Below are 22,386 nucleotides of genomic sequence, written 5' to 3' on the forward strand. Positions count from 1 at the left end.
ATGGCTTTTATATAATCCATAATAATTTTTGTTGCCCGCCCGAGTCATCATTAGGAATTTTTAAATCCGTTCCCAATTCAGCATTTAACTTTTTAATTAAATAGGCCGAAAGCAATGGAGACTCTTTCTCTATATTTTGATGCACAAAAAAGTCAATCTCTCTAATACCATTGGCTTTCCAATGTTTTAGTCGTTCTACCCAATCATCTAAACGTGTATAATCACTTGGATGATTTGCACCGACATAACGCACAAAAGCCCTGGAATTGGTAAGACGCATATGCATAATATCACGTCTACCAGCACTGTCTACAATGATGTTAGAAATATTATTTTCTTCCAAAAGTTGATATAAATCTTCGGTTATAGCTTCATCATTATACCAGCCTGTATGCCTAAACTCTACTGCTAACGGAATTTCTTTTGGCCAACTTTCAATAAAATAGATCACACGATCAAAATCCTTCGGTGCAAAATTGTTGTGCATTTGCAAAAAGACACATCCCAGCTTTTCTTTGAGGTTAACAGCACTGTAAAGGTAATTATCTACAACAGTAGCAACACCATCATTAAGACGTTTCCAATGACTAATTTCCTGATTTAATTTTGGAAAGAACCTAAAATCACTGGGTGTTTTATCATGCCATTTCTCAAATTGCTCTGGTGGAAAAATTCTATAAAACGTTGCATTTAACTCAATAGAATTAAACTGACGCGAATAATACTCTAATTCGTCTTTTGTTCCTCTTGGGTAGAACCCTTTTAAATCTGCCTTATTCCATTTAGCACAACCTACATAGACCTTGGTATTATCTGAAGGATTTTTCTGTAGTGTCTTGAGTGTATCAGGATGGTCTGGTGGTAGGGTAAAATCTATATGTTCTGGGTTATCGACGCTTCCGAATTTCATTGTTTAAATTTGTTTTACCAAAAATACACTTTCGTTCATTAAATGTTAAATCAAAAAACGAAGAATTCTTGTAACAATTTAGTACCTTGATAGTCAAACCATTGTTAACATATAAATTCCATTATTATGAAAACGTCATTTAAACTTATTCTCGCCCTAATCTTTAGCCTAAACATTACTACTTTTCAAGCCCAAACTGCAGAAGAAATTGTCGATAACTATATCGAGAATATAGGTGGTGACGAAGCTTGGAGTGCGGTAGAAAATATGAAAATTACTGGTGTTGCCAACCAGCAAGGTGTAGACTATCCTTTTGTAGCAACGTATATGAAAGATGGTCGTTACGCCATAGACGTAGATTTACAAGGCACTTCATTTATTGTGGAAGCCTTTGATGGGGAAAATTCTTGGGCGATGAATTTTCAAACTCAAAAAGCCGAAGCCTCAGATAGTGAAACCTCATTAAATACCAAGAATGGTGCACAAGACGAAATTGTAAGTCCTTTTCATAATTATAAAGATAAAGGATACACCATAGAACTTTTAGGAAAAGATACTTGGGAAGGCTCTGAAGTTTTTAAAGTTAAAATTACCATGACACCAGTTATGGTAGATGGTAAGGAGGAAGAAAATTCGGAGGTCTATTATTTTGATACTGAAAATTTTGTACCAATTGCCTCTGAATCTAAAGTAACCTCAGGACCAGCCAAAGGTGCTATGGCGCAGACCTTGTATAGCGATTACCAAGAAGTAGATAATAAGTATGTTGCCTACACCATGACCAATAAGTTTAACGGCAATACACAATTGGTGATGAATGTTAAATCTGTGGAGTTCAATGCAGACATAGACGAATCCATTTTTAAAATGCCAGAAGATTAATAAGTAACCTTTAAATAATAACAACAAACAAAAAATCATGAAAAGATTAAAACTGATGATGCTGTCCGTGGCTTTTGTCCTTACAGCCTCAATTACCGCACAGACTGCCGAAGAAATAGTAGCTAATTATTTTGAAAATACTGGAGGCATTGATGCTTGGCGAGCCATAGAAGGCATGAAAATGAGCGCTAAAGTAAATCAAGGAGGTATGGAAATCCCAATTGAAATCATACAGTTAAAAGATGGTAGACAAATGACTCGTATTACTTTTCAAGGTAAAACTATGAAGCAAGGTGTGTTTGATGGTGAAACACTTTGGAGTACTAATTTTATGACTCAAAAAGCTGAAAAAAGTGATGCAGAAGCAACAGCGAATTTTAAACTGGAAGCAGGTGATTTTCCTGATGCATTTCTTGATTATAAGGATAAAGGATATACTGTTGAATTAATGGGCAAGGAAGATTTTGCAGGTACAGAAACTTTTAAAATAAAGCTGACTAAACAACCGGTAACTATAGATGGTAAGCAAGAAGAGAATGTGTACTTCTATTATTTTGACACCGAAAATTATGTACCGCTTGCCATGCAAAACGAGATAAAGCAAGGTCAAGCTAAAGGTATGATTCAGGAGATTACATTTAGCGACTATCAGGAAGCTGGAGACATTTACATGCCATATACAATGACCCAAGGTATAAAAGATGGTCAAAGTCAACCGATAAGCATGGACACTATTGAAGTGAATCCTAAGGTCGACGACAAGGAATTTAAATTTCCTGAAGGAGAGACAACTGAAACTGAAAACAAAAATTAACACATAGATTTCCCCAAGCAACTATAATGCTTGGGGATTTTTAATTCTCAAAATCACGTTCAACCAAAAAACAAATCACAAATGAAAAAAATTGTTTTAGCACTAGCGGTACTTTGGAGCTGTATACCAATTGCTAATGCTCAGGAAAATACTATAAAAGCAGAATCCTATTTCGGTGACCTAAGAGCACGCCATATTGGTCCAGCGTTGATGAGCGGTCGTATTAACGATATGGAGGCACACCCTACCAATCCTAGAATTATTTATGCTGGTACTGCTGGTGGTGGTGTTTGGAAATCTAATGATGCTGGTGCAACCTTCAACCCTATTTTTGATGAGTATTGTCAATCTATAGGAGCAGTTGAGATTGATCCTAATGATCCAGATAAAACAATATATGTCGGAACAGGTGAAACCTGGCCAAGAAATAGTGTCTCTATTGGAGATGGACTTTATAAATCTTCGGATGGTGGTACAACTTGGGAAAAAATGGGCTTTGAAAAATCTGAGCGTATCGCAAATATCATTGTTAACCCTAATAATTCCCAAGAAATTTATGTAGGTATTTTAGGGGCACTTTGGTCTGATTCTGAAGAACGAGGTGTTTACAAGACCTCAGATGGTGGCGAGACTTGGAACAAGATCCTTTATGTTGATGAGATGACTGGTTGTGCTGATATGACAATGGATCACAATGACCCAAATATCTTATATGCATCTATGTGGGAATTTAGACGAACAGGTTGGTCGTTTAATTCTGGTGGTGATAAAAGTGCCTTATATAAGTCTACAGACGCAGGTAAAACATGGAATAAAATCCATAATGGATTCCCAGAAGGAAAGTTAGGTCGTTTGGCCATAGCGGTTGCTCCATCAGATTCTAATGTTCTGTATACAGTCATTGAAGCAGAGGAAGACAGTAAAAAAGGGCTATACAGAAGTGATGATGCAGGAGCTTCATGGAAACAATTGAATAATGATTTTGGAATTACAGTACGTCCATTCTATTTTTCAAGAATTACTGTAGACCCAAGAAACCCTGATGTTGTTGTAAAAGGTGGCCTTTCCGGTTCCATTTCTCGCGATGGTGGAAAAACCTTCAAAAATTTAGGGAATATGCATAGCGATATCCATGATGTGATATTCGACATTAACAATTCAGATGTGATGTATTCTGGTACAGATGGTGGTGTTTATCGTAGTTGGAATGGAGGAACAACATTTGAAATTGTTGAGAATCTACCTTTATCACAATTCTACCATATTAGTGTAGATGATGCCGAACCTTATAATGTCTATGGCGGTTTACAAGACAATGGCTCTTGGTATGGACCATCACAAGCTGGTGGTGGTGTTAAAGCAAGAGATTGGAATTCTATTGGTGGTGGTGATGGTTTTAGAGTTCTAAAACATCCAACCAAAAATATTATTTATTCAGAAATGCAAGGTGCTGAAAACGTATGGAGATATGATGTAAATAAGAAACTTGTAAAGACAATACAACCGCTACCAACGGAAGCCTATTCAAAATTACGCTTTAATTGGAATGCACCAATGGCCGTAAGTAAGCATCAACCAGATCGTTTTTATATGGGAAGCCAATATTTACACAAATCTGAAGATATGGGTAATACATGGGAAGTTATATCGCCGGATTTAACTACTAATGACCCAACAAAACAAAACCAAGAAGATTCAGGAGGTTTATCTATGGATAATTCTGGTGCAGAAAATCATACTACCATATTCACTATTGCAGAATCTCCACTAGATGAGAATATTATTTGGGTAGGTACAGATGATGGTAATGTGCAAGTTACTAGAGATGGTGGTAAAAACTGGACTAATACTACACCGAATATTTCAGGATTGCCTGCCAATACTTGGGTATATCATATTGAAGCCAGTGTGCATGGCAAAGGTACTGCGTATGCCGTTTTTGATGGTCATACCAAAGGTGACATGAAACCTTATGCATACAAAACAACCGACTATGGAAAGTCATGGACAAATATTATTTCTGATGATGTAGAAATCTTTGCTAGAAATATTCAAGAGGACTATGAAAATGAAAATTTACTCTACTTAGGAACTGAGTTTGGACTGTACATAACTTTAGATGGCGGTAAAAGTTGGAGTAAATTTAAAAATAATATGCCATCAGTTGCGGTTCATTTCATTGACCTTCAAGCTAAAACTAACGATTTGGTTATGGGTACACATGGACGAGGTGTTATTATCATAGATGATATTTCGCCACTTAGAGAAATTAATTCTAAAGTTTTAAGCAAAAAGTTACATTTCTTTGAAAGTGACCCTTTTGTAATGAATGATAACAGTGGTGCTTTTGGCAATGGTTTTGGTGCAGAAACGCAGTTTGTGGGTTCCAATGGGCCTTCTGGTGCTCTAATTAAATACTTACTTCCTAAACGACATACCTTCGGAAAAATGACCATGGAAATACAAGATATGGATGGTAATAAGATAGTGTCTTTGACACCAGGTAAAGCCAAAGGTATTAATATTGTGAATTGGAATTATACAATTAAAAACCCTAAAGTAGCCAAGGGAAAGACCTTTAGCTTTGGTGGATTTACCTCACCTAGAGTTTCAGCAGGAGAATACAAAGCGGTTATTAAAAAAGGTAAAGAAACTTTTGAGCATGTATTTGAAGTTAAGAATGATACAGATACTGGTTTGAGTAAAGCTGATATTGATATGAAGCACAAAACAACTATGAAAATGTACAATATGACTCAAGAACTTGCCTATATGGTATATGAGTTAGATGCGTTGTATGAAGCCACTAAGGGTAAAAAGGCAAAAGTAGCTAATGCACTAAACGAGCTTAAGAAAACATTAGTTGTTACTACAGGCGACAATTACGTAGGCTCAGCAGAACCACAGTTAAGAGAAAAAATGGCAGATTTATATGCCAAAATCGCTGGCAGCTATGATGCACCTTCTAATGCAGAACTAGCTAACCTTGAAGTTATTGAAAAACGATTTAACAATGCTAAATCCGACTTTAAAAAATTGAAGAAAAAAACTAATCCTGAAGAACTTGAATTAAAAACCTTTGACGAATTCATTAATGAATAAGTTTTCTTATTAAAGTAGTTTGAATAGAAAAAGAGGTCAGTTTTTAGAAATTGACCTCTTTTTGTTAATAAGACCGTTAACAACAATATCGTTTACACTATGCAAACAAAGTGTTAATGGTTAATTTTAATTTCATATAAATCCTAAATGACTTAACCATGGCTTCACGCACAAAGCATTTATTATCCATTAGACCTGTAATTTCTTCTGCAAAAATTTATGATTCTATGAGTTCTGATGAGTTATTTCAGAATAAAACGTTACGTCCAATCATAAAGATGCAGCACAATTTGTTTATAGCTGTTTTTAAAAATTACATTGCTAAACGCAAAAATGTATATTACGAATTAACTCTATCTAAACAATTAGCATACATAGATAATGCTATTCATAAGGATATGAAATTTAGAAATTCTATAAAAGGAATGATTATTGGACAATTTACAGAAGAAGAATATGCGCTTTATATTCAGAATTCATCTGCATTGAACAAACGTATGATGAATATCGTAAAAGAACGATTATTAGATAGTATTCAGGCATTTAACAAACCCGAAGTATTAGAAGCCGTTTAAAGCAATGATTCACCATTAAGGTTTGTTGTAAGCACATCACTCATATAATCAAAGAAAGGTCTAATTTTCTTAAAATCATCATTTACGCTCTCAACAAAATTGTACTGTAACACGGCTTCATCCGAGTACTTTTTTATAAAGATGTATTGCTTTTTACGAATAAGATCTATAGCAGGATGATCTCTATCAAAGCCTTTTGGTGCTGTTTTTAGCTCATCACCTACAAAACCTCCCCAAGTTTCACTAAAAGTTTTATTATTAAGAATATCTCTCATCTCACTATCGTCCATCTCAAATTCTTTTCTAATTCTTAGTAAATCTTCCTTATTTGGCTCCCAAAATCCTGTTGCTATAAACGATTCGTTATTAGGTTGAATATGCAAATAATAACCTCCTCTCAATTCAGGTTTTTTTCTTGTAAAAGAGCCTCCAAAATGGGTTTTGTACGGTAGCTTATTCTTTGAAAAACGTACGTCTCTGTATATTCTGAAAATTTTTATCTTTTCAATCTGATCGTGAGTACTCATTAATTCACCTAAATGGTTGTATGCAGATTTAATTTTAGCTTCAATAGCTTTAAACTCTGGTTTATGTTCATTAAACCAATCTCTATTATTGTTTTTAGCTAGTTTTTTAAAGAAGGGAAAAGTCTCATTTGGTATGGTAGCACTCATAGTTCTTTTGTTTGTATAAAAATAAAAAAAAGCCATCAATAGTGATGGCTTTTTAAAGTTATCTATTTAAAATTACAGTTTATTATCATTAAATTTTTCAATGATTAGGGTGCCTTCATCATCATAGTATTCAATAATAAACATATTGTCTTTGAAATACCCAATACCACTGTAATCGTTTGTGCTAAATAAATACACATCGGCATTGTTTGAAAATCTGGCATTACCAATTAACTTTTTTGATTTGTTGTCAACAATTTCAAATCCAGAATTGGTTGGATTAAAGTTATAGACCATTCCGTCTTTTTTATAATAACTTACTTTTGCCTGATCATCATAAAATGGATCGTTATCATTATCAATATATATAACTTTTGAAACTTTGGTAGCGGGAAAAACCCTTGGAGCATCTATTGTACCTTTGTATTTAGGATCTGTTTTGATTTCTTGCTCTTTTGTTGTTTTTACCATGACCTTTTTTTCGACCATTTCACCATCTTCCATAACGTTGATAATTCTGGTTTTGGTTTCAACAATTTTATCTTTATTCTCTTTCTGTGCCTGCACACCAACAAACATTGTAAGTGCTAAGGCTAATATCTTAATTTTCATTTTTCTAATAATTTATTTGATTCTGTGATTAAAGCTTAATGGCAGATTATTACTTACCACCATTTTCTTCTTTAACCTCTTCTATTTCGTCTTTTAAGTCTTCTGCAGCGTCTTTTACATCATCACTAGCTTCTTCTAATTCATCACTAACTTCGTCTAATGCATGCTCAACTTTTTCATCTGGTGTTTTTTGCTCTCTACAGCTCGTAATAAATACACTAAGGCTAAACAGAGCTAAAAACAGATATGATAATCGTTTCATTATTGTCTATTTTATCTATTATCAACTGCATCTTCTACTTCATCAGATACATCGTCTGCTGCATCCTCAATAGCATCGCCAGTATCATCTACTGCTTCCTCTATTTTTTCGCCAGTAGATTTTTGTTCTCTACAGCTTGTAGTTAATAAACTAAGACTAAATAATGCTATAAATAAATATGTGAACTTCTTCATTGTTTTAAATTTTAGTGGTTAATGTTTTGTTTGCTATGCTTGCTTTATAGTTTTTTTGCTGATCCTCTAAAAAGAGAAATAACAAATAATATTAAGAATAGAAAGAAACATATCTTTGCTATTGTGGCAGCTCCTCCTGCTATTCCACCAAATCCTAAGATTCCGGCTATGATTGCAATAATTACAAATGTGATTGTCCAACGTAACATAATTTTAAATTTTTAAATGATTAGTGTTTTTAGTTTCTGACTTTCAGAAACCATGGTTCTTTCAGTGACTTTCACTGAATAGATAATAGTGTGTAGGATTTGTTAGTTTTAGTTATTTGAAAACGCTTCTTGCAACTCTGGTGACTTAACACTAAGCTTGTTATCAAATTGAAGTGTTCTGATTGGAAAAGGAATGTTAATACCTTCTTTATCGTAAGCCTTTTTGATTTCTATAATGGCTTTTGTTTTTGCTCTTAACTTTTCGAGCATACTTTCGGCATCAATCCAGAATCTGCATAAGTAGTTTATAGAACTGTCGCCAAATTCTGTGTAGTAGAACTCTACGTCTTCTGGTTTTTCAACCTGATCAAAAGTTTCAGCGATTACTTCTTTTGTTAACTGTTCCACCTTTTCTAAATCAGACTCGTATCCTACTCCACACTCTAAGAATACTCGCATTCTTGTTGTTAAGGAGTAATTTTTAAGTGGATTTTCTAATATCGTTTTATTTGGGATAACAACAATATTATTATCAGCTTCTTTTAATGTAAAGTCTTTGAGGTTAATATCAATAACTTCACCAGAAAAACCTGTAGTTTCTACCCAATTACCAATTTGAATTTTCTTTCTAAACGATAATATAAGGCCTGCAAAGGTATTTGCTAAGGTGCCTTGTAAAGCTAACCCTATGGCCAAACCTACTACACCAGCACCTGCTAATAATGAGGTTAGTGCTTTACCTAAATTCATTACACCCAGCGCAACGAATAATCCTATAGCTACTACAACAACTGTTGTTACTCTTGCAATAGCTGTAGTTATTGATTCTTGATTTACCTTCCTAGATACTAGTTTCCTCACTAGTTTGCTAATGTACTTGGCTGCAAAATAGGACGCAACCATAACCAAAATGGCTAGTATAAAGTTGGGTATATATTCTATAATTGTATTAAACCAACCTTCGAGTTTAGAAATAAGATTCCCAAAGGCAGTATTAAATTGCTCTTTCATTTTTATGATGTTTTAATAATTAAATGTTTGTTTTTTCGCTCTATATAAGCCTACTAAACCTCATTTAATTGTGATGCGGTTTCTTTGGTGAATGCATCTAACATCCAACTGCTTTTTTCTAATTCTCTAATGTAAGCACCTATAAGATCAATAGTACCTTCGTCGTTAGTTTGCTCTGCTTTATCAATTACTTTAGACATTTGCTTTAGTAGTACTGCATGGTTGTTTAAAATAGCATCTACCATTTCTTTATCGGTCTTTTTTGATGACACTTCTTCAATTGATGAAGCCTTTAAATAATCTTTTAAATTACTCATAGGATGGTATCTGAGCGTAAGAATTCTTTCGGCAATTTCATCTATTTTTATTCTTGCATCTGTGTATAATTCTTCAAATTTTTCGTGTAATTCAAAGAAGTTGTCGCCTAAGATATTCCAATGAAAATTTCTTAAGTTTTGATAATAAATGTGATAATCTGCTAATAAAGTGTTTAATTCTACAACAGTTGGTAATAATTTTTCGTCATTCATGTTTAAGTAACTCATAACTATTGTTTTAATTTTTAATGGTTTGTTTCGTTTCCATTCAATCTAATAGACACATACGCTCCTGTCAAGAGACTTAACAGGCTTTAACCATTTAGCGGAGCTATTAACATAATATTTTGTTAAAGAAACTTTTAAATGTTAATAGAATTTAACGTGTTGATATTTTAAATTAGAATTGTTAAAAATAAACTTGTGAGTTGATATAATTTTCAGTATAATGCGGTACTTTTAAAAACACATACTAATTTTATGGGTAGACCAGCAACAAGACCAACAAAGCTTAAAGATGGTTTCTATATTGAAATCAGAAACAAAGGTTCTAAATCGGGTGTTAAGCTATATAGCGGCACCAAACTACAAATGCACCGCGCAATAAAAATGTACGAACGTTCTAAGGAAGTGCTAATATTAGGTGAATCCGTAAACGGAAAATTTGTTGAGAAAGAACCAAAATTACATGTTGTAGAATAACAAAATATACAAATTACGAAAAGGGTGAAAGTAAAATTTCACCCTTTTTTATTGCCTATAAATAAGTGCCCAAAATCATCGTCTATGATTTTTTTTATAAATTGTTATTAGAATAACAGGTTATTTCTGTTAAGAAAACTAACTAATTAAATCAATTTATTATGACAACTTCAATTAACAAACCACCTATTTGGTTTTGGGTTTTGAGTGCAATTGCTCTTGTTTGGAATGCCCTTGGTGTTCATGGTTACATAAGCCAGGCTTACGAATTATCTGCTTACACCGACGCCTATACTAAAGATCAACTAGAAGTGATGTCTACACTTCCCGCTTGGTACACAGCTTTATTTGCTATTGCTGTTTTTTCTGGTGCAATAGGAAGTATACTCCTGTTATTAAGGAAAAAAACAGCGAAATTACTGCTTATTTTATCATTTATTGCTGCAACTATACAAATGGTTTATTTCTTGTTTATTGCAGATTTAAAGGGTGTAGATTTTAATGCTAATGAAATTATGGCATACATGATAATTGTATTTGCTCTATTTTTAGTGTGGTTTTCAAGTCATTCTGCTAAAAAAGGCTGGATACATTAACTTATAATTAACCAACCAAAAGTAAAAGGGAATTAGCGTTTGTTAGTTCCTTTTTTTATTCAAAATCTAATCTATGAAGTATAAGTCCTGAGGCTGGTGCTATGTAATCCATAACCTCTTTACTATCCTCTTTTAAGGATTCCTTTACGTAATCTAAAGTTACTTCTCCTCTACCTAATTTTATAAGGCAACCCATCATCAATCGAATTTGGTTTCGCATAAAACCTTTTCCTCTTATCTTAAAAACATAAGACTCTTTAGGGAAAAAATTAGCTTTATAAATATCGTTATCTATAATTTCACAATATTCTATTGTTCGATGATATTCCCCTTTATCTGTAGCTTTGTAGCAATACGTCTTAAAGTTGTGAGAACCTTGAAACAGCTTTGCTCCTTCTTTCATTAACGCTATGTTAAGAGGTTCTAAAATAGTCGTTAAAATAGGCGCACAAAACGGATGATTTTTCTGTCCATGAGAGAACACATAATGGTATTCTTTAATTTTAGAATCCTGAATAATATTAAAATCTTTATCAACTTCTTCAATAGAAAGGGCTCTTATATCTTGTGGCAAATTATGATTAAATAGTGCTAAGAATTCAGTAAAATCAGTAATTGGATTGTTATAAATAAATAACTCTAATGCAGCTTCATTAGCAGAGACCATAGCGTCTGTTCTACCAGCACCAAGAGTTTTAAACCTTATATCACCCAATATATACTTTAAGGTTCTATCTATCATAAGATGCAAAGTTTTTACATCTGGTTGCTTTTGCCAACCATGAAATCGATACCCTAAATATTGAATTTTTATAAGATAGTAATAACGCTTATCAAACATTTTTACAAGAACGTTATTTTGCAGAAGAATCCAAAAATTTAAAACAAACAAAAAAGGCTATCAAGTAAAACTTGATAACCTTTTAAGAATTACTAACTAACTATTTATTAATCTAAAACAACTTTTTTTACTTTTAATTGTGAATTATTTGAAACTTTAACAATGTAAATTCCACTACTTAAACCACCAACGTCAATAGTGTTTTTAGTTGAAGTTGTATTCATAACTTCACTTTTAACCAACCTTCCATGTATATCATATAAGTTTGCTGTTGATACCTCAAGCAACTGTCCTTTTACTATTAGCTCATCGTTGGAATTATCAGAATAGATTATCAACTCATTAGTTTCAATATCTTCAACCGATAATGTACCTGGCTCAATATAAAGTACATAATCTTCCGATTGACCATAAGCTAATGAAGTATAGCAAGGTGAATTTATAGTATTTACACCTCCGTATCTATTATCAACATCTGTGATCAACCTAACTCTTACATAACTATCATAAGGTATAGTTGTTGGGTATGTTAATGATACAGGAACTATTGAACTTCCTGCAATATCTTCTGAATAATGCTGTGTTTCAGCGTCATCATCAAAATCTCCATCATTATTCCAATCTATCCAAACACCTAATTGATGGAAATTACCCGCTGCAATTTCAACATTCATTGTATAAGGATTATCAGTATCAATATTAAAAAGACCACTACAATTAACGCTTCTATCTAAGTTTCCACCATCGTTATCTGTGGTAGATGAAATAAACGTGGTAGAATTTAATTCAACACTCAATATTCCTGCTAAATTAGTACCTGCTGGCGAATTAGGTGTACATACAGCGGTTGGTGCCATAAATCCAGATTCTGGTGCTTCATCACCTTTAGAGTCAACTATTCTAGTCCCTGTCATGGCTGCTCTTGCTCTTATTTTCTGATCTTCAGTTAACCTATCAGTACAAAAATAGTAACTCATAACATTGTTTATCGTGTTATTATCTACCCATGGATTTCCTGTACATGCATTATTTGCTGGGCACGTACTCGTTTCTCTTTGATGTGGTACAGTATCTGCACAACCATCACTATCTAAACCAACAGTTGCATCTGCGGGACATGTATCCGCTACACCATCATTATTGGTGTCATCACCTTGAAATGTGTGATATAATTGAAAATAATGTCCTATTTCATGAACAACGGTACTATTATCGCCATTTGAATTGAGTCCCCAACCATTAGTATTTCCAGGATCATAGCCAAAAACAGTAGACATCATTACCGAACCGTGAGTACTAAATATTTCGTTATAGAAATACGCATACCCTTGAAAACCAAATCCACCGTTGTTGCCATCTAACTCAGTGACAATCCAGATATTAAGATAGTCTGTTTGTGGCCAACTGATTAGAGAAGCAATGTCACTATAATCAGCACCATTAGAATTTAAAACATTGACACCATATTGTGAATAACCAGCTAAGCCTGAGGCATCTATTCTGTTAATACCATTTGTAGTAGCACAATTAGGATCTCGTTGCGCTAATGCAAATTCAATTTCAAAATCAACAGCACTAGCAGGAGTCAAACCTCTATAAAAATCATTAAGATTATCTATACTACTTTGAATTTGAGCGTCTGAAATATTCGAACCTGTCCCTTCTGCTTCGCCTAAATGTAATACATGTACAACAACAGGAATTGTAAATACAGTACCATTTCGTTGAGCCAGTTCACTATCTGAAATAAAATTCTGAATCTTTTGCTCAGCTAATTGCTCTTGCTGAACATATTCTGGATTTTGCAATAAAGCTTCTCTCTGCTTGTCAAAAGCACATTGCTGTGCTAAAACAGAATACGTAAATAAAGAAAAGAATGCAATTACAGCACCAAACGTAAAGTTTTTCATTGAGATTTGGGTTAAGATTTGGATGTGCAATATAAACATTTTCAATAAAAAACAACGTTTTATCGTAAATATTTACGTTTAATCGATAAAATTATCATTTATGCCTTTCTTTAAGAGTAGAAACAACATCTTCTAATTCAAAGCCTTTTGCTTGCAACAACATTAAATAATGAAACAATAAATCTGCACTTTCATTCAAAAATAAATCATCGTTATTGTCTTTGGCTTCAATAACAACTTCTACAGCTTCTTCTCCTACTTTTTGCGCTACTTTATTGATACCTTTTGCAAATAAAGAAGCTACATAAGATTTTTCAGTATTACCTGCTTCTACTCTACTTTGTATGGTGTTTTCTAACTGTGTTAAAAATCCATAAGATTCGGTATTAGATTCATTCCAACACGTATCACTTCCTTTGTGGCACGTTGGTCCTTTTGGGTTTACTGAAATTAACAGTGTGTCTTTGTCACAATCTAATTTAATGTCGACTAAGTTTAAAACGTTACCGCTTTCTTCACCTTTGGTCCAAAGTCGGTTTTTGGCACGACTAAAAAAGGTCACTAACTTAGTATCTTGCGTCTTTTTAAACGCTTCTTCGTTCATATAGCCAAGCATTAATACATTTTTAGTTGTTGCATCTTGAATGATTGCTGGAACTAATCCGTCGTTATTTTTATTGAAATTTATATTCATTTTTTTGTCATTCCTGCGCAGGCAGGAATCTATTTAATTGTTAATCATTTTTTTTGGATTCCGCATCAAGTGCGGAATGAAAAGTTATAATCTAACAGAAATACCTTCCTGTTTTAATTCTTCTTTTAAATCTTTTATTTCTATTTCACCAAAATGAAATACACTTGCCGCCAAAGCTGCATCTGCTTTTCCTAGTTTAAAGGTGTCTGTAAAATGCTGAATTGTTCCTGCTCCGCCAGAAGCTATTATTGGAATATTTACAGTTTTGGATAGTGTTGCCAATGCCTCATTTGCAAAACCGTTTTTTGTTCCGTCGTTATTCATAGACGTGAAAAGGATTTCGCCTGCGCCTCTTGTTTCAACTTCTTTTGCCCAATCAAATAAATCTAATTTGGTTGGAATGCTTCCACCAGCCAAGTGTACTTTCCATTGTCCATTAACTTGTTTAGCATCAATAGCAACCACAACACATTGACTACCAAATTTATTTGACAGTTCGTTTACCAATTCTGGTCGTTTTACTGCTGAAGAATTGATTGATACTTTGTCTGCACCACAATGTAATAAATCGTCAACATCTGCAATGGTTGAAATTCCGCCACCTACGGTAAATGGAATATTGACTTGTGCTGCAACTTTTAACACCATATCGTGCATGGTTCTACGTTTTTCTTGTGTTGCTGAAATATCTAAAAACACTAATTCATCTGCGCCTTTTTCAGCATACTGTTTTGCTAATTCCACAGGATCGCCTGCATCTCTTAAATTAACAAAATTAACACCCTTAACGGTTCGACCGTTTTTAATGTCTAAGCAAGGTATTATTCGTTTTGTTAGCATTTATTTTTGATTCATTAAATAAATTAATCTCAATTGAAATATTGTTCTCGATACAATTCTTCGTACCTCCAGAATCACTCGAACTGACGTTATAAAAAGCGTTCTAATTCTTTTAAACTTATTCTGTTTTCGTAAATGGCTTTTCCAATGATGACGCCTTCACAACCTAATGCTTTAAGCCTTGGAAGTTCTTCAAATTTTGAAATGCCGCCAGAAGCAATCAATTTTAATGATGTTGAATCACTTGATTTCAAAATTCGTTTATACAAATCAAACGAAGGGCCTTCAAGCATACCATCTTTAGAAATATCTGTACAAATGACATATTCAATGCCTTTGGACTGATAATTATTTATGAACTGAATCACTTCTAAATTGCTTTCTTCTTGCCAACCTGAAATCGCAATTTTTTCGTTATTACAATCGGCACCAAGAATAATTTTCTCTGCGCCATAGTTTGAAATCCATTTTTCGAATATTTCTGGTTGCTTTACAGCGATGCTTCCACCGGTGATTTGATTAGCACCAGAATTGAATGCAATCCTTAAGTCGTCGTTCGACTTTAATCCACCACCAAAATCAATCTTTAAATTGGTTTTGTTTGCAATGGTTTCTAAAATCTTGTAATTAACGATATGACTGGCTTTGGCACCATCTAAATCTACCATATGCAAGTATTCTATGCCTGCATCTTCAAATTGTTTGGCTACCTCTAACGGATTTTCATTATATATTTTTTTGGTATCGTAATTGCCTTTAGTTAGTCTTACGCACTTTCCGTCTATTATGTCTATTGCTGGGATTATTCTCAAAATAGTTGTTAGTTTCTAGTTGTTAGTATTTAGTTCTAAAAAATTCTTAAGAATTTTCTCTCCTTCTTCTCCACTTTTTTCTGGATGAAATTGTACACCGTAAAAATTATCTTTTTTTAATGCTGAAGCGTATTCTACATCATAAGTTGTTGTTGCAATTGCGTCTTTGCATTGTTCTGCATAAAAACTATGCACTAAATACATAAACTCATTGTCTTTGATATCTTTAAACAAATCTGACTCAAGATTATTTATCGTATTCCAACCCATTTGTGGCACTTTTACTGTGTTAGAAAAGCGTTTTACAGCTACATCAAAAATGCCTAAACCGTTTGTATTTCCTTCTTCTGTAGATTTACACATAAGTTGCATTCCTAAACAAATCCCTAAAACAGGTTGTTTTAACTGCGGAATTAAATAATCCAAACCTGATTCTTTTAGCTTTTGCATTGCACTACTCGCCTCGCCTACACCAGGAAATATCACTTTATCTGCAGCTTTAATTTCATCAGGATTATTGGTTAACAACGCTTCAAAACCTAAGCGTTTAAAAGCAAACTGAATGCTTTTGATGTTTCCTGCACCGTAATTTATGATGACAATATTAGCCCCTTCTAACTTCCCCAAAGGGGAAGAATTAGCATCTGTATTTAAATTTTCTTTATCCATTTTTTAGAGTTATTTGTTCCTTCCATGCTTGTACTGAGCTCAGTCGAAGTATGGGAAGGCTAGGATGGGCTTTTACAACATTCCTTTTGTACTTGGTAAAATCATTTTTTCAACGTCGCGTTTTACAGCCATTTTTATTGCTTTAGCAAATGCTTTAAAAATCGCTTCAATTTTGTGATGCTCGTTTGTACCTTCAGCTTTTATATTTAGGTTACATCTTGCACCATCTGTAAAGGATTTAAAGAAGTGAAAAAACATTTCGGTTGGCATTTTACCAATCATTTCGCGTTTAAAATCGGCTTCCCAAACCAACCAATTTCTACCACCAAAATCTATTGCAGCTTGCGCAAAACAATCATCCATTGGTAAGCTAAAACCATAACGTTCTATACCTAATTTATTTCCTAAAGTCGTAGCAAATACTTCGCCTAAAGCAATTGCTGTATCTTCAATGGTGTGATGCTCATCAACTTCTAAATCACCATCAACCTTAATATTTAAATCTAATTGTCCGTGACGCGCAATTTGGTCTAACATATGGTCAAAAAATGCAATACAAGTATCGATATTACTTTGTCCTGTTCCATCAAGATTTAAATCGATTTTAATCTTGGTTTCGTTGGTGTTTCGCTCGATGCTTCCTGTACGTTCTTTAGCTTTTAAGAATTTATAAATTTCTTCCCAATCGTTACTTTCTAAAGCGATAAACTTATCTAAATCGCGACGTTTTACTGTAATTTCATCAGTTCCTAAATTGGTGTTATCATTGATAAATATACCTTTAGAGCCAAGGTTTTTGGCTAATTCAACATCGGTTAATCGATCTCCAATAACAAACGAATTTTCTAAATCGTAATCTTCGCTAAAATATTTTGTTAACAAACCTGTATTTGGCTTTCGTGTAGGTTCATTGTCTTTTGCAAAAGTTCTGTCGATAAATTGTTCTTCAAAAATAACACCTTCGTTTTCAAAAGATTGAAGCACAAAATTGTGAACTGGCCAAAACGTGTTTTCTGGATAAACCTCTGTTCCCAATCCATCTTGATTGGTAATCATTACAATTTCGAAATCTAGTTCTTTTGTGATTTTACTTAAATACGTGAACACTTTTGGGTAAAACACCAACTTCTCAAAGCTATCGATTTGCTCGTCTGCTGGTTCTTTAATCAATGTGCCGTCACGGTCTATGAATAGTACTTTTTTCATTTTTTTTATGTTTTCGTCAGTTCGAGTGAATTTCTTTTGAAAATCACTCGATGTGACGTTTATATATTATTTAATACTGCAATCAATTTCTCATTTTCATCACTAGTACCAACCGTAAAACGTAAACAGTTGTTACAAAGTGGCTGATTAGTTCGGTTACGAACAACGATGCCTTTTTCTATTAACTGATTGTATCGATTAGTCGCATTATCTACCTTTAATAACACAAAATTGGCTTGTGTTGGATATATAGTATCAATCCAAGTAATCGCCCTTAAGGCTTTAATTAACAAGCTTCTTTCTGAAATTATATTCTGAATTTCGTTTTGAACCTCTTGTTGCTTTTCTAAACGTTGGATCGCCTTTTGCTGGGTTAGTTGATTGATGTTATATGGTGGTTTTATTTTATTTAAAATTGAAATAATTTCGGTTGAAGCGTAGCAAATCCCAAGTCTGATTCCTGCCATTCCGTAAGCTTTAGACAACGTTTGTGTAACTATCAGATTTGGAAAATCTGATAATCTCGATATCCAACTTTCGTCTTCTGAAAAATCGATATACGCTTCATCAATCACTACTATTCCATTGAAATTAGTTAATAATTTTTCAATTTTTGATGCTGCAAAACTATTCGCTGTTGGATTATTTGGCGAACATAAAAATAATAGTTTTGTATTATTGTTTTGAGTGTTTAGAATGTCGTCTACTTTTGGTTGAAAATCAGCACCTAATTCAACTGTTAAAACGTCGATAGCATTAGTGTTTGCTAATACATCGTACATACCGTAAGTTGGTGGTAATGTGATGATATTATCTTGATTTGGCTCGCAAAACGCTCTAAAAATTAAGTCTAACACTTCATCACTTCCGTTACCTAACAGGATATTTTCGGTTGGAATGTTTTTTATGCTTGACAACATCGATTTTACATCCTTTTGTTGTGGATCAGGATAACGATTTACACCATTTTCAAACGGATTTTCATTAGCATCTAAGAAAATCATTTGGTTAGATGTTGCGTCTTTAAACTCATCTCTCGCCGAAGAATACGGTTTTAAAGCAGCGATGTTTAGTCTGACCAAGTTATTTATGTTGAAAGTTGTTTTCATTTAATTTGATTTTAGTCAGTTCGAGTGATTTTCTTTTGAAAATCGTATCGAGAACTTTAACATCTCGATACAATTTCTCATTCTTCGAAATCACTCGATGTGACGTTTGCTATATATCTTTTAATCTAATTGAAACTGCGTTTTTGTGCGCTTGCAAACCTTCGGCTTCTGCCATTAGTTCTATGGTGTTACCAATGTTTTTTAAACCTTCTTTTGAGATGTTTTGAAACGTAATCGCTTTTGTGAAACTATCTAAATTAACACCAGAATATGCTTTACTAAATCCATTGGTTGGTAAGGTGTGATTAGTACCAGACGCATAATCGCCAGCACTTTCAGGTGTGTAATTACCAATAAATACCGAACCTGCATTTTGAATGCCATCAACATAAAAATCGTTGTTTTTAGTCGCTACAATAAAGTGTTCTGGTCCATAATCATTTATTAAATCTAATGCTTCTTCATCCGTTTTTACTAAAATAGATTTTGAATTTTTGATCGTTTGTTGTGCAATATCTTGTCTTGGTAACGCCATGATTTGCGTGTTAATTTCAGTTTCAACTTCATTAATGAAATTTTCGGATGTTGATACTAAAATTACTTGACTATCAGTTCCGTGTTCTGCTTGACTTAATAAATCTGAAGCCACATAACTTGCGTTTGCACTATCGTCTGCCACAACCAACAATTCACTTGGTCCTGCAGGCATATCGATAGCGACACCATATTTAGTAGCCAATTGTTTTGCAACAGTTACAAATTGGTTTCCTGGACCAAAAATCTTATAAACTTGCGGAATAGTTTCTGTTCCAAATGTTAATCCTGCAATCGCTTGAATGCCACCAACTTTTACAATTTTAGTCACACCACAAAGTTGAGCTGCATATAAAATTTCGTTAGCAATTTTCCCATCTTTATTTGGTGGTGAGCACAATACAATCTCTTTACAACCAGCAATATTTGCTGGAATTGCTAACATTAAAACTGTTGAAAATAATGGCGCAGTACCAGCAGGAATATAAATTCCAACTTTTTGTATGGCACGTTTTTCTTGCCAACAGGTGATTCCAGCAGATGTCTCAACGCTTACTTTATCTGTTTTTTGTGCTTTGTGAAACGTTTCGATATTTGATTTTGCTTGGTTAATCGCAGATTTTAATTCTAATGATAATTTAGAAGATGCCTCTTCAATTTCTTGCGCAGTCACGAGACTAGATTGTAAATCTGCGCCATCAAATAAGTTAGTATACTTTTTTATTGCAACATCACCGTTGCGTTTTACATCTTCAAAAATTCGATTGACCGTATTTTCTATATCGTTAACGGTTTGTGTTGGTCGCTTTAAAAGTTCTGACCTAGTGTTTTTATTTGGGTATTTTATTGTTTTCATATTCATTTCCCACGAAGGTGGGAATCTTTTTATGTTGTTGTGTTATTTAGTTTTTGCTTCTGAATAAAAGACTTCGACAAGCTCAGTCTGACATATAATTGTATTTTTAAATTCCTGCCTGCGCAGGAATTTAGAGCACCATATTTTCAATCGGACAAACTAATATGCCTTCTGCTCCTTTTGCTTTAAGTTCGTCTATAATTTCCCAGAAATCATTTTTGTTGATTACCGAGTGTAGTGAACTCCAGCCTTCTTCGGCTAGTGGTAAAACGGTTGGACTTTTCATTCCAGGTAAAATATTTATAATATCGTCTACTTTATTGTTTGGCGCGTTAAGTAAGACATAACGTGAATTTCTAGCTTTTAAAACCGATTGCAATCTAAACTGCAGCTTATTTAAAATCGCTTGATTTTCAGAAGAAATTTGAGGCGAAACTGCCAAAATAGCTTCCGATTTTAAAATAACTTCAACTTCTTTAAGATTGTTTTTAAATAAGGTGCTTCCGCTGGAAACAATATCTACAATAGCATCTGCTAATCCAATGTTTGGCGCAATTTCAACAGAACCGTTAATGATATGCAAATTCGCGTTAACGTTGTTGTCTTTTAAGAATTGGTTGACTGTGTTTGGATACGAAGTTGCAATACGTTTTCCTTCTAAATCTTTAATAGAATTGTAGTTTTTCCCTTTTGGAATCGCTACAGACACTTTACAGCTAGAAAAACCTAATTTCTCTGCAATAAAGATGTCTTGTCCCTTTTCTACTAAAACATTTTCTCCAATAATAGCTACGTCTACAACACCATCTTTTAAATACTGCGGAATGTCTCCGTTTCGCAAATAAAATACTTCTAGAGGAAAGTTTTTAGCCGATGCTTTGAGTTGATCTTTGCCATTATCGATAGAAATACCAACGTCTTTAAGGATTTTCATGGAATCCTCGTTTAATCGTCCTGATTTTTGAATTGCAATTTTTAGTTTACTCATTTTTCTTTTTTGTTTAAAGTGTTTGAGTAAATCTTGGTGAAGTTTTTATAAATAAAAAAACCGCTTGATTTACTCAAACGGTTTTAAAAATATCTTGATTTTATTCAATGCATTTTCAGCTCGCTTGAGTGCAAGTATGAAAATGATGGTGATGTAATTGAATAAAAGTCATGTCTTAATTTGTTCTCAACAAAGATTGTAAATTAATATTTACAATTCCAAATAAATTTTAATTTTTAATAAAACATTAATTATTGGTTACCTAAAATTATAGGCATTCCGCTATCGCCTGAACCGATAATAACTACTTTACTATTAGGTGATTCTGCTAATTTATTGGTTGCTTCTATACCCTTATCTTGTAAAATCTTATCAGTTAAAGATGCACTCAAAATTTTATTAGCTTCAGCTTTACCTTCTGCTTCAATAATCTGGCGTTCTGCTTCTTTTTGTGCTGTCACCAGTCTAAACTCGTACTCCAAAGATTCTTGTTCTTGTTTTAATTTTCGCTCAATGGCTTGTTTTATAGTTGGCGGTAGTGTTACATCGCGTACCAAAATCTCATCTAAAACAATGTATTGATCATCCACAATCTTCTTAGTCTCTTCAAAAATTTCACGTTGAATTGCATCACGCTTACTAGAATATAATTGCTCAGGTGTGTAACGACCGACTACACTACGCGCGGCAGATCGAATTGTTGGCAGGATGATACGCTGTAAATAATCATCACCAATTTCTTGGTGTAATTTACCTAAGCTTTTTACGTCTGGTTTATACCAGGCTGAAGCATCTAATTGAATATCTAATCCGTTTGAGGACAAAACCTTCATTTTTTCAAAAATCTCTTGACGCCTCACCTCATAAATGTAAACTTTATTCCATGGTGCAACGATATGAAACCCTTCACCTAGAGGCGGTTCATCTGTAACAACTCCACCGCCAAACGTTTTATACAAAACTCCTGCTTCACCAGAACCGATAGTCACAGCAGACTTAGCGATAACAACGATTAAAAAAACTATTCCTACTAAGATTGGTAATCCAATTTTTGGTAATCTTTCCAT

Annotated in this window: 25 protein-coding genes; 6 read left to right on the forward strand and 19 right to left on the reverse strand. The window is 33.7% G+C overall.

Annotated features, from left to right (window positions below; all coding sequences use genetic code 11):
• Window positions 1-7 precede the first annotated feature (7 nt).
• Complete coding sequence (locus FC091_RS09320) at window positions 8-910, reverse strand: DUF72 domain-containing protein (protein WP_138434004.1); 903 nt, start codon at window positions 908-910, stop codon at window positions 8-10.
• Between the two features lie 126 nt (window positions 911-1,036).
• Here FC091_RS09320 and FC091_RS09325 point away from each other — a divergent pair, with 126 nt between their 5' ends.
• The 4 genes from FC091_RS09325 to FC091_RS09340 all read left to right on the forward strand — a co-directional run bounded on the left by FC091_RS09325 (window position 1,037) and on the right by FC091_RS09340 (window position 6,283).
• Entirely contained in the window at window positions 1,037-1,792 is a 756-nt protein-coding gene (locus FC091_RS09325; protein ID WP_138434005.1) for an outer membrane lipoprotein-sorting protein, read from the forward strand.
• Between the two features lie 37 nt (window positions 1,793-1,829).
• Entirely contained in the window at window positions 1,830-2,606 is a 777-nt protein-coding gene (locus FC091_RS09330) for a LolA family protein (protein WP_138434006.1), read from the forward strand.
• Window positions 2,607-2,687: 81 nt separating this feature from the next.
• The gene (locus FC091_RS09335; RefSeq protein WP_138434007.1) at window positions 2,688-5,708 is read left to right on the forward strand and encodes a WD40/YVTN/BNR-like repeat-containing protein; all 3,021 of its coding nucleotides are present in this window, start codon (window positions 2,688-2,690) and stop codon (window positions 5,706-5,708) included.
• Between the two features lie 158 nt (window positions 5,709-5,866).
• Window positions 5,867-6,283, forward strand: a complete 417-nt coding sequence (locus tag FC091_RS09340; protein ID WP_138434008.1) for a glyoxalase — start codon at window positions 5,867-5,869, stop codon at window positions 6,281-6,283.
• On the opposite strand, the gene FC091_RS09345 is transcribed toward FC091_RS09340, so the two are convergent.
• From FC091_RS09345 to FC091_RS09375, 7 genes are all read right to left on the reverse strand, one after another.
• On the reverse strand, window positions 6,280-6,957 hold the full coding sequence (locus tag FC091_RS09345) for a DUF2461 domain-containing protein (protein WP_138434009.1): 678 nt from the start codon (window positions 6,955-6,957) through the stop codon (window positions 6,280-6,282). The two genes, FC091_RS09340 and FC091_RS09345, sit on opposite strands and share 4 nt — an antisense overlap.
• 72 nt (window positions 6,958-7,029) lie before the next feature.
• On the reverse strand, window positions 7,030-7,569 hold the full coding sequence (locus FC091_RS09350; RefSeq protein WP_138434010.1) for a hypothetical protein: 540 nt from the start codon (window positions 7,567-7,569) through the stop codon (window positions 7,030-7,032).
• A 49-nt stretch (window positions 7,570-7,618) separates the two neighbouring features.
• On the reverse strand, window positions 7,619-7,831 hold the full coding sequence (locus FC091_RS09355; protein WP_138434011.1) for a YtxH domain-containing protein: 213 nt from the start codon (window positions 7,829-7,831) through the stop codon (window positions 7,619-7,621).
• Between the two features lie 11 nt (window positions 7,832-7,842).
• Window positions 7,843-8,025 carry a hypothetical protein gene (locus FC091_RS09360; protein ID WP_138434012.1) on the reverse strand — a complete coding sequence of 61 codons (183 nt, stop codon included), beginning with the start codon at window positions 8,023-8,025 and terminating at the stop codon, window positions 7,843-7,845.
• Between the two features lie 44 nt (window positions 8,026-8,069).
• Window positions 8,070-8,234 carry a DUF1328 family protein gene (locus FC091_RS09365; protein ID WP_138434013.1) on the reverse strand — a complete coding sequence of 55 codons (165 nt, stop codon included), beginning with the start codon at window positions 8,232-8,234 and terminating at the stop codon, window positions 8,070-8,072.
• Window positions 8,235-8,342: 108 nt separating this feature from the next.
• Entirely contained in the window at window positions 8,343-9,245 is a 903-nt protein-coding gene (locus tag FC091_RS09370; protein WP_138434014.1) for a mechanosensitive ion channel family protein, read from the reverse strand.
• Between the two features lie 53 nt (window positions 9,246-9,298).
• On the reverse strand, window positions 9,299-9,790 hold the full coding sequence (locus FC091_RS09375; protein WP_138434015.1) for a Dps family protein: 492 nt from the start codon (window positions 9,788-9,790) through the stop codon (window positions 9,299-9,301).
• A gap of 252 nt (window positions 9,791-10,042) precedes the next feature.
• Between FC091_RS09375 and FC091_RS09380 the strand changes: the two genes are divergently transcribed.
• Together FC091_RS09380 and FC091_RS09385 are read left to right on the forward strand one after the other, a co-directional pair.
• Window positions 10,043-10,264 carry a hypothetical protein gene (locus tag FC091_RS09380; protein ID WP_138434016.1) on the forward strand — a complete coding sequence of 74 codons (222 nt, stop codon included), beginning with the start codon at window positions 10,043-10,045 and terminating at the stop codon, window positions 10,262-10,264.
• Between the two features lie 161 nt (window positions 10,265-10,425).
• Window positions 10,426-10,860: a hypothetical protein gene (locus FC091_RS09385; RefSeq protein ID WP_138434017.1), complete on the forward strand. Its 435-nt coding sequence runs from the start codon at window positions 10,426-10,428 to the stop codon at window positions 10,858-10,860.
• 55 nt (window positions 10,861-10,915) lie between these two features.
• On the opposite strand, the gene truA is transcribed toward FC091_RS09385, so the two are convergent.
• The 11 genes from truA to FC091_RS09440 form a co-directional block, all read right to left on the reverse strand.
• Window positions 10,916-11,701: a tRNA pseudouridine(38-40) synthase TruA gene (gene truA, locus FC091_RS09390; RefSeq protein ID WP_138434018.1), complete on the reverse strand. Its 786-nt coding sequence runs from the start codon at window positions 11,699-11,701 to the stop codon at window positions 10,916-10,918.
• Window positions 11,702-11,808: 107 nt separating this feature from the next.
• The gene (locus FC091_RS09395) at window positions 11,809-13,611 is read right to left on the reverse strand and encodes a zinc-dependent metalloprotease (RefSeq protein WP_171032498.1); all 1,803 of its coding nucleotides are present in this window, start codon (window positions 13,609-13,611) and stop codon (window positions 11,809-11,811) included.
• A gap of 94 nt (window positions 13,612-13,705) precedes the next feature.
• The gene (gene hisIE / locus FC091_RS09400) at window positions 13,706-14,305 is read right to left on the reverse strand and encodes a bifunctional phosphoribosyl-AMP cyclohydrolase/phosphoribosyl-ATP diphosphatase HisIE (protein WP_138434020.1); all 600 of its coding nucleotides are present in this window, start codon (window positions 14,303-14,305) and stop codon (window positions 13,706-13,708) included.
• 84 nt (window positions 14,306-14,389) lie between these two features.
• On the reverse strand, window positions 14,390-15,145 hold the full coding sequence (gene hisF / locus FC091_RS09405; protein ID WP_138434021.1) for an imidazole glycerol phosphate synthase subunit HisF: 756 nt from the start codon (window positions 15,143-15,145) through the stop codon (window positions 14,390-14,392).
• Window positions 15,146-15,234: 89 nt separating this feature from the next.
• Complete coding sequence (gene hisA, locus FC091_RS09410; protein ID WP_138434022.1) at window positions 15,235-15,957, reverse strand: 1-(5-phosphoribosyl)-5-[(5-phosphoribosylamino)methylideneamino]imidazole-4-carboxamide isomerase; 723 nt, start codon at window positions 15,955-15,957, stop codon at window positions 15,235-15,237.
• A 15-nt stretch (window positions 15,958-15,972) separates the two neighbouring features.
• Entirely contained in the window at window positions 15,973-16,626 is a 654-nt protein-coding gene (hisH, locus tag FC091_RS09415) for an imidazole glycerol phosphate synthase subunit HisH (RefSeq protein WP_138434023.1), read from the reverse strand.
• Between the two features lie 72 nt (window positions 16,627-16,698).
• On the reverse strand, window positions 16,699-17,832 hold the full coding sequence (gene hisB / locus FC091_RS09420) for a bifunctional histidinol-phosphatase/imidazoleglycerol-phosphate dehydratase HisB (RefSeq protein WP_138434024.1): 1,134 nt from the start codon (window positions 17,830-17,832) through the stop codon (window positions 16,699-16,701).
• Between the two features lie 59 nt (window positions 17,833-17,891).
• Window positions 17,892-18,941 (reverse strand): histidinol-phosphate transaminase, encoded by a 1,050-nt coding sequence (gene hisC / locus FC091_RS09425; protein ID WP_138434025.1) that lies wholly within the window; start codon window positions 18,939-18,941, stop codon window positions 17,892-17,894.
• Between the two features lie 109 nt (window positions 18,942-19,050).
• Complete coding sequence (hisD, locus tag FC091_RS09430; RefSeq protein WP_138434026.1) at window positions 19,051-20,331, reverse strand: histidinol dehydrogenase; 1,281 nt, start codon at window positions 20,329-20,331, stop codon at window positions 19,051-19,053.
• A 130-nt stretch (window positions 20,332-20,461) separates the two neighbouring features.
• On the reverse strand, window positions 20,462-21,319 hold the full coding sequence (gene hisG, locus FC091_RS09435) for an ATP phosphoribosyltransferase (RefSeq protein WP_138434027.1): 858 nt from the start codon (window positions 21,317-21,319) through the stop codon (window positions 20,462-20,464).
• A gap of 251 nt (window positions 21,320-21,570) precedes the next feature.
• Window positions 21,571-22,386 (reverse strand): prohibitin family protein, encoded by an 816-nt coding sequence (locus tag FC091_RS09440; protein ID WP_138434028.1) that lies wholly within the window; start codon window positions 22,384-22,386, stop codon window positions 21,571-21,573.

Origin of the sequence: Winogradskyella algicola, assembly GCF_005869935.1 — a bacterium.
Classification (GTDB): Bacteria; Bacteroidota; Bacteroidia; order Flavobacteriales; family Flavobacteriaceae; genus Winogradskyella; species Winogradskyella algicola.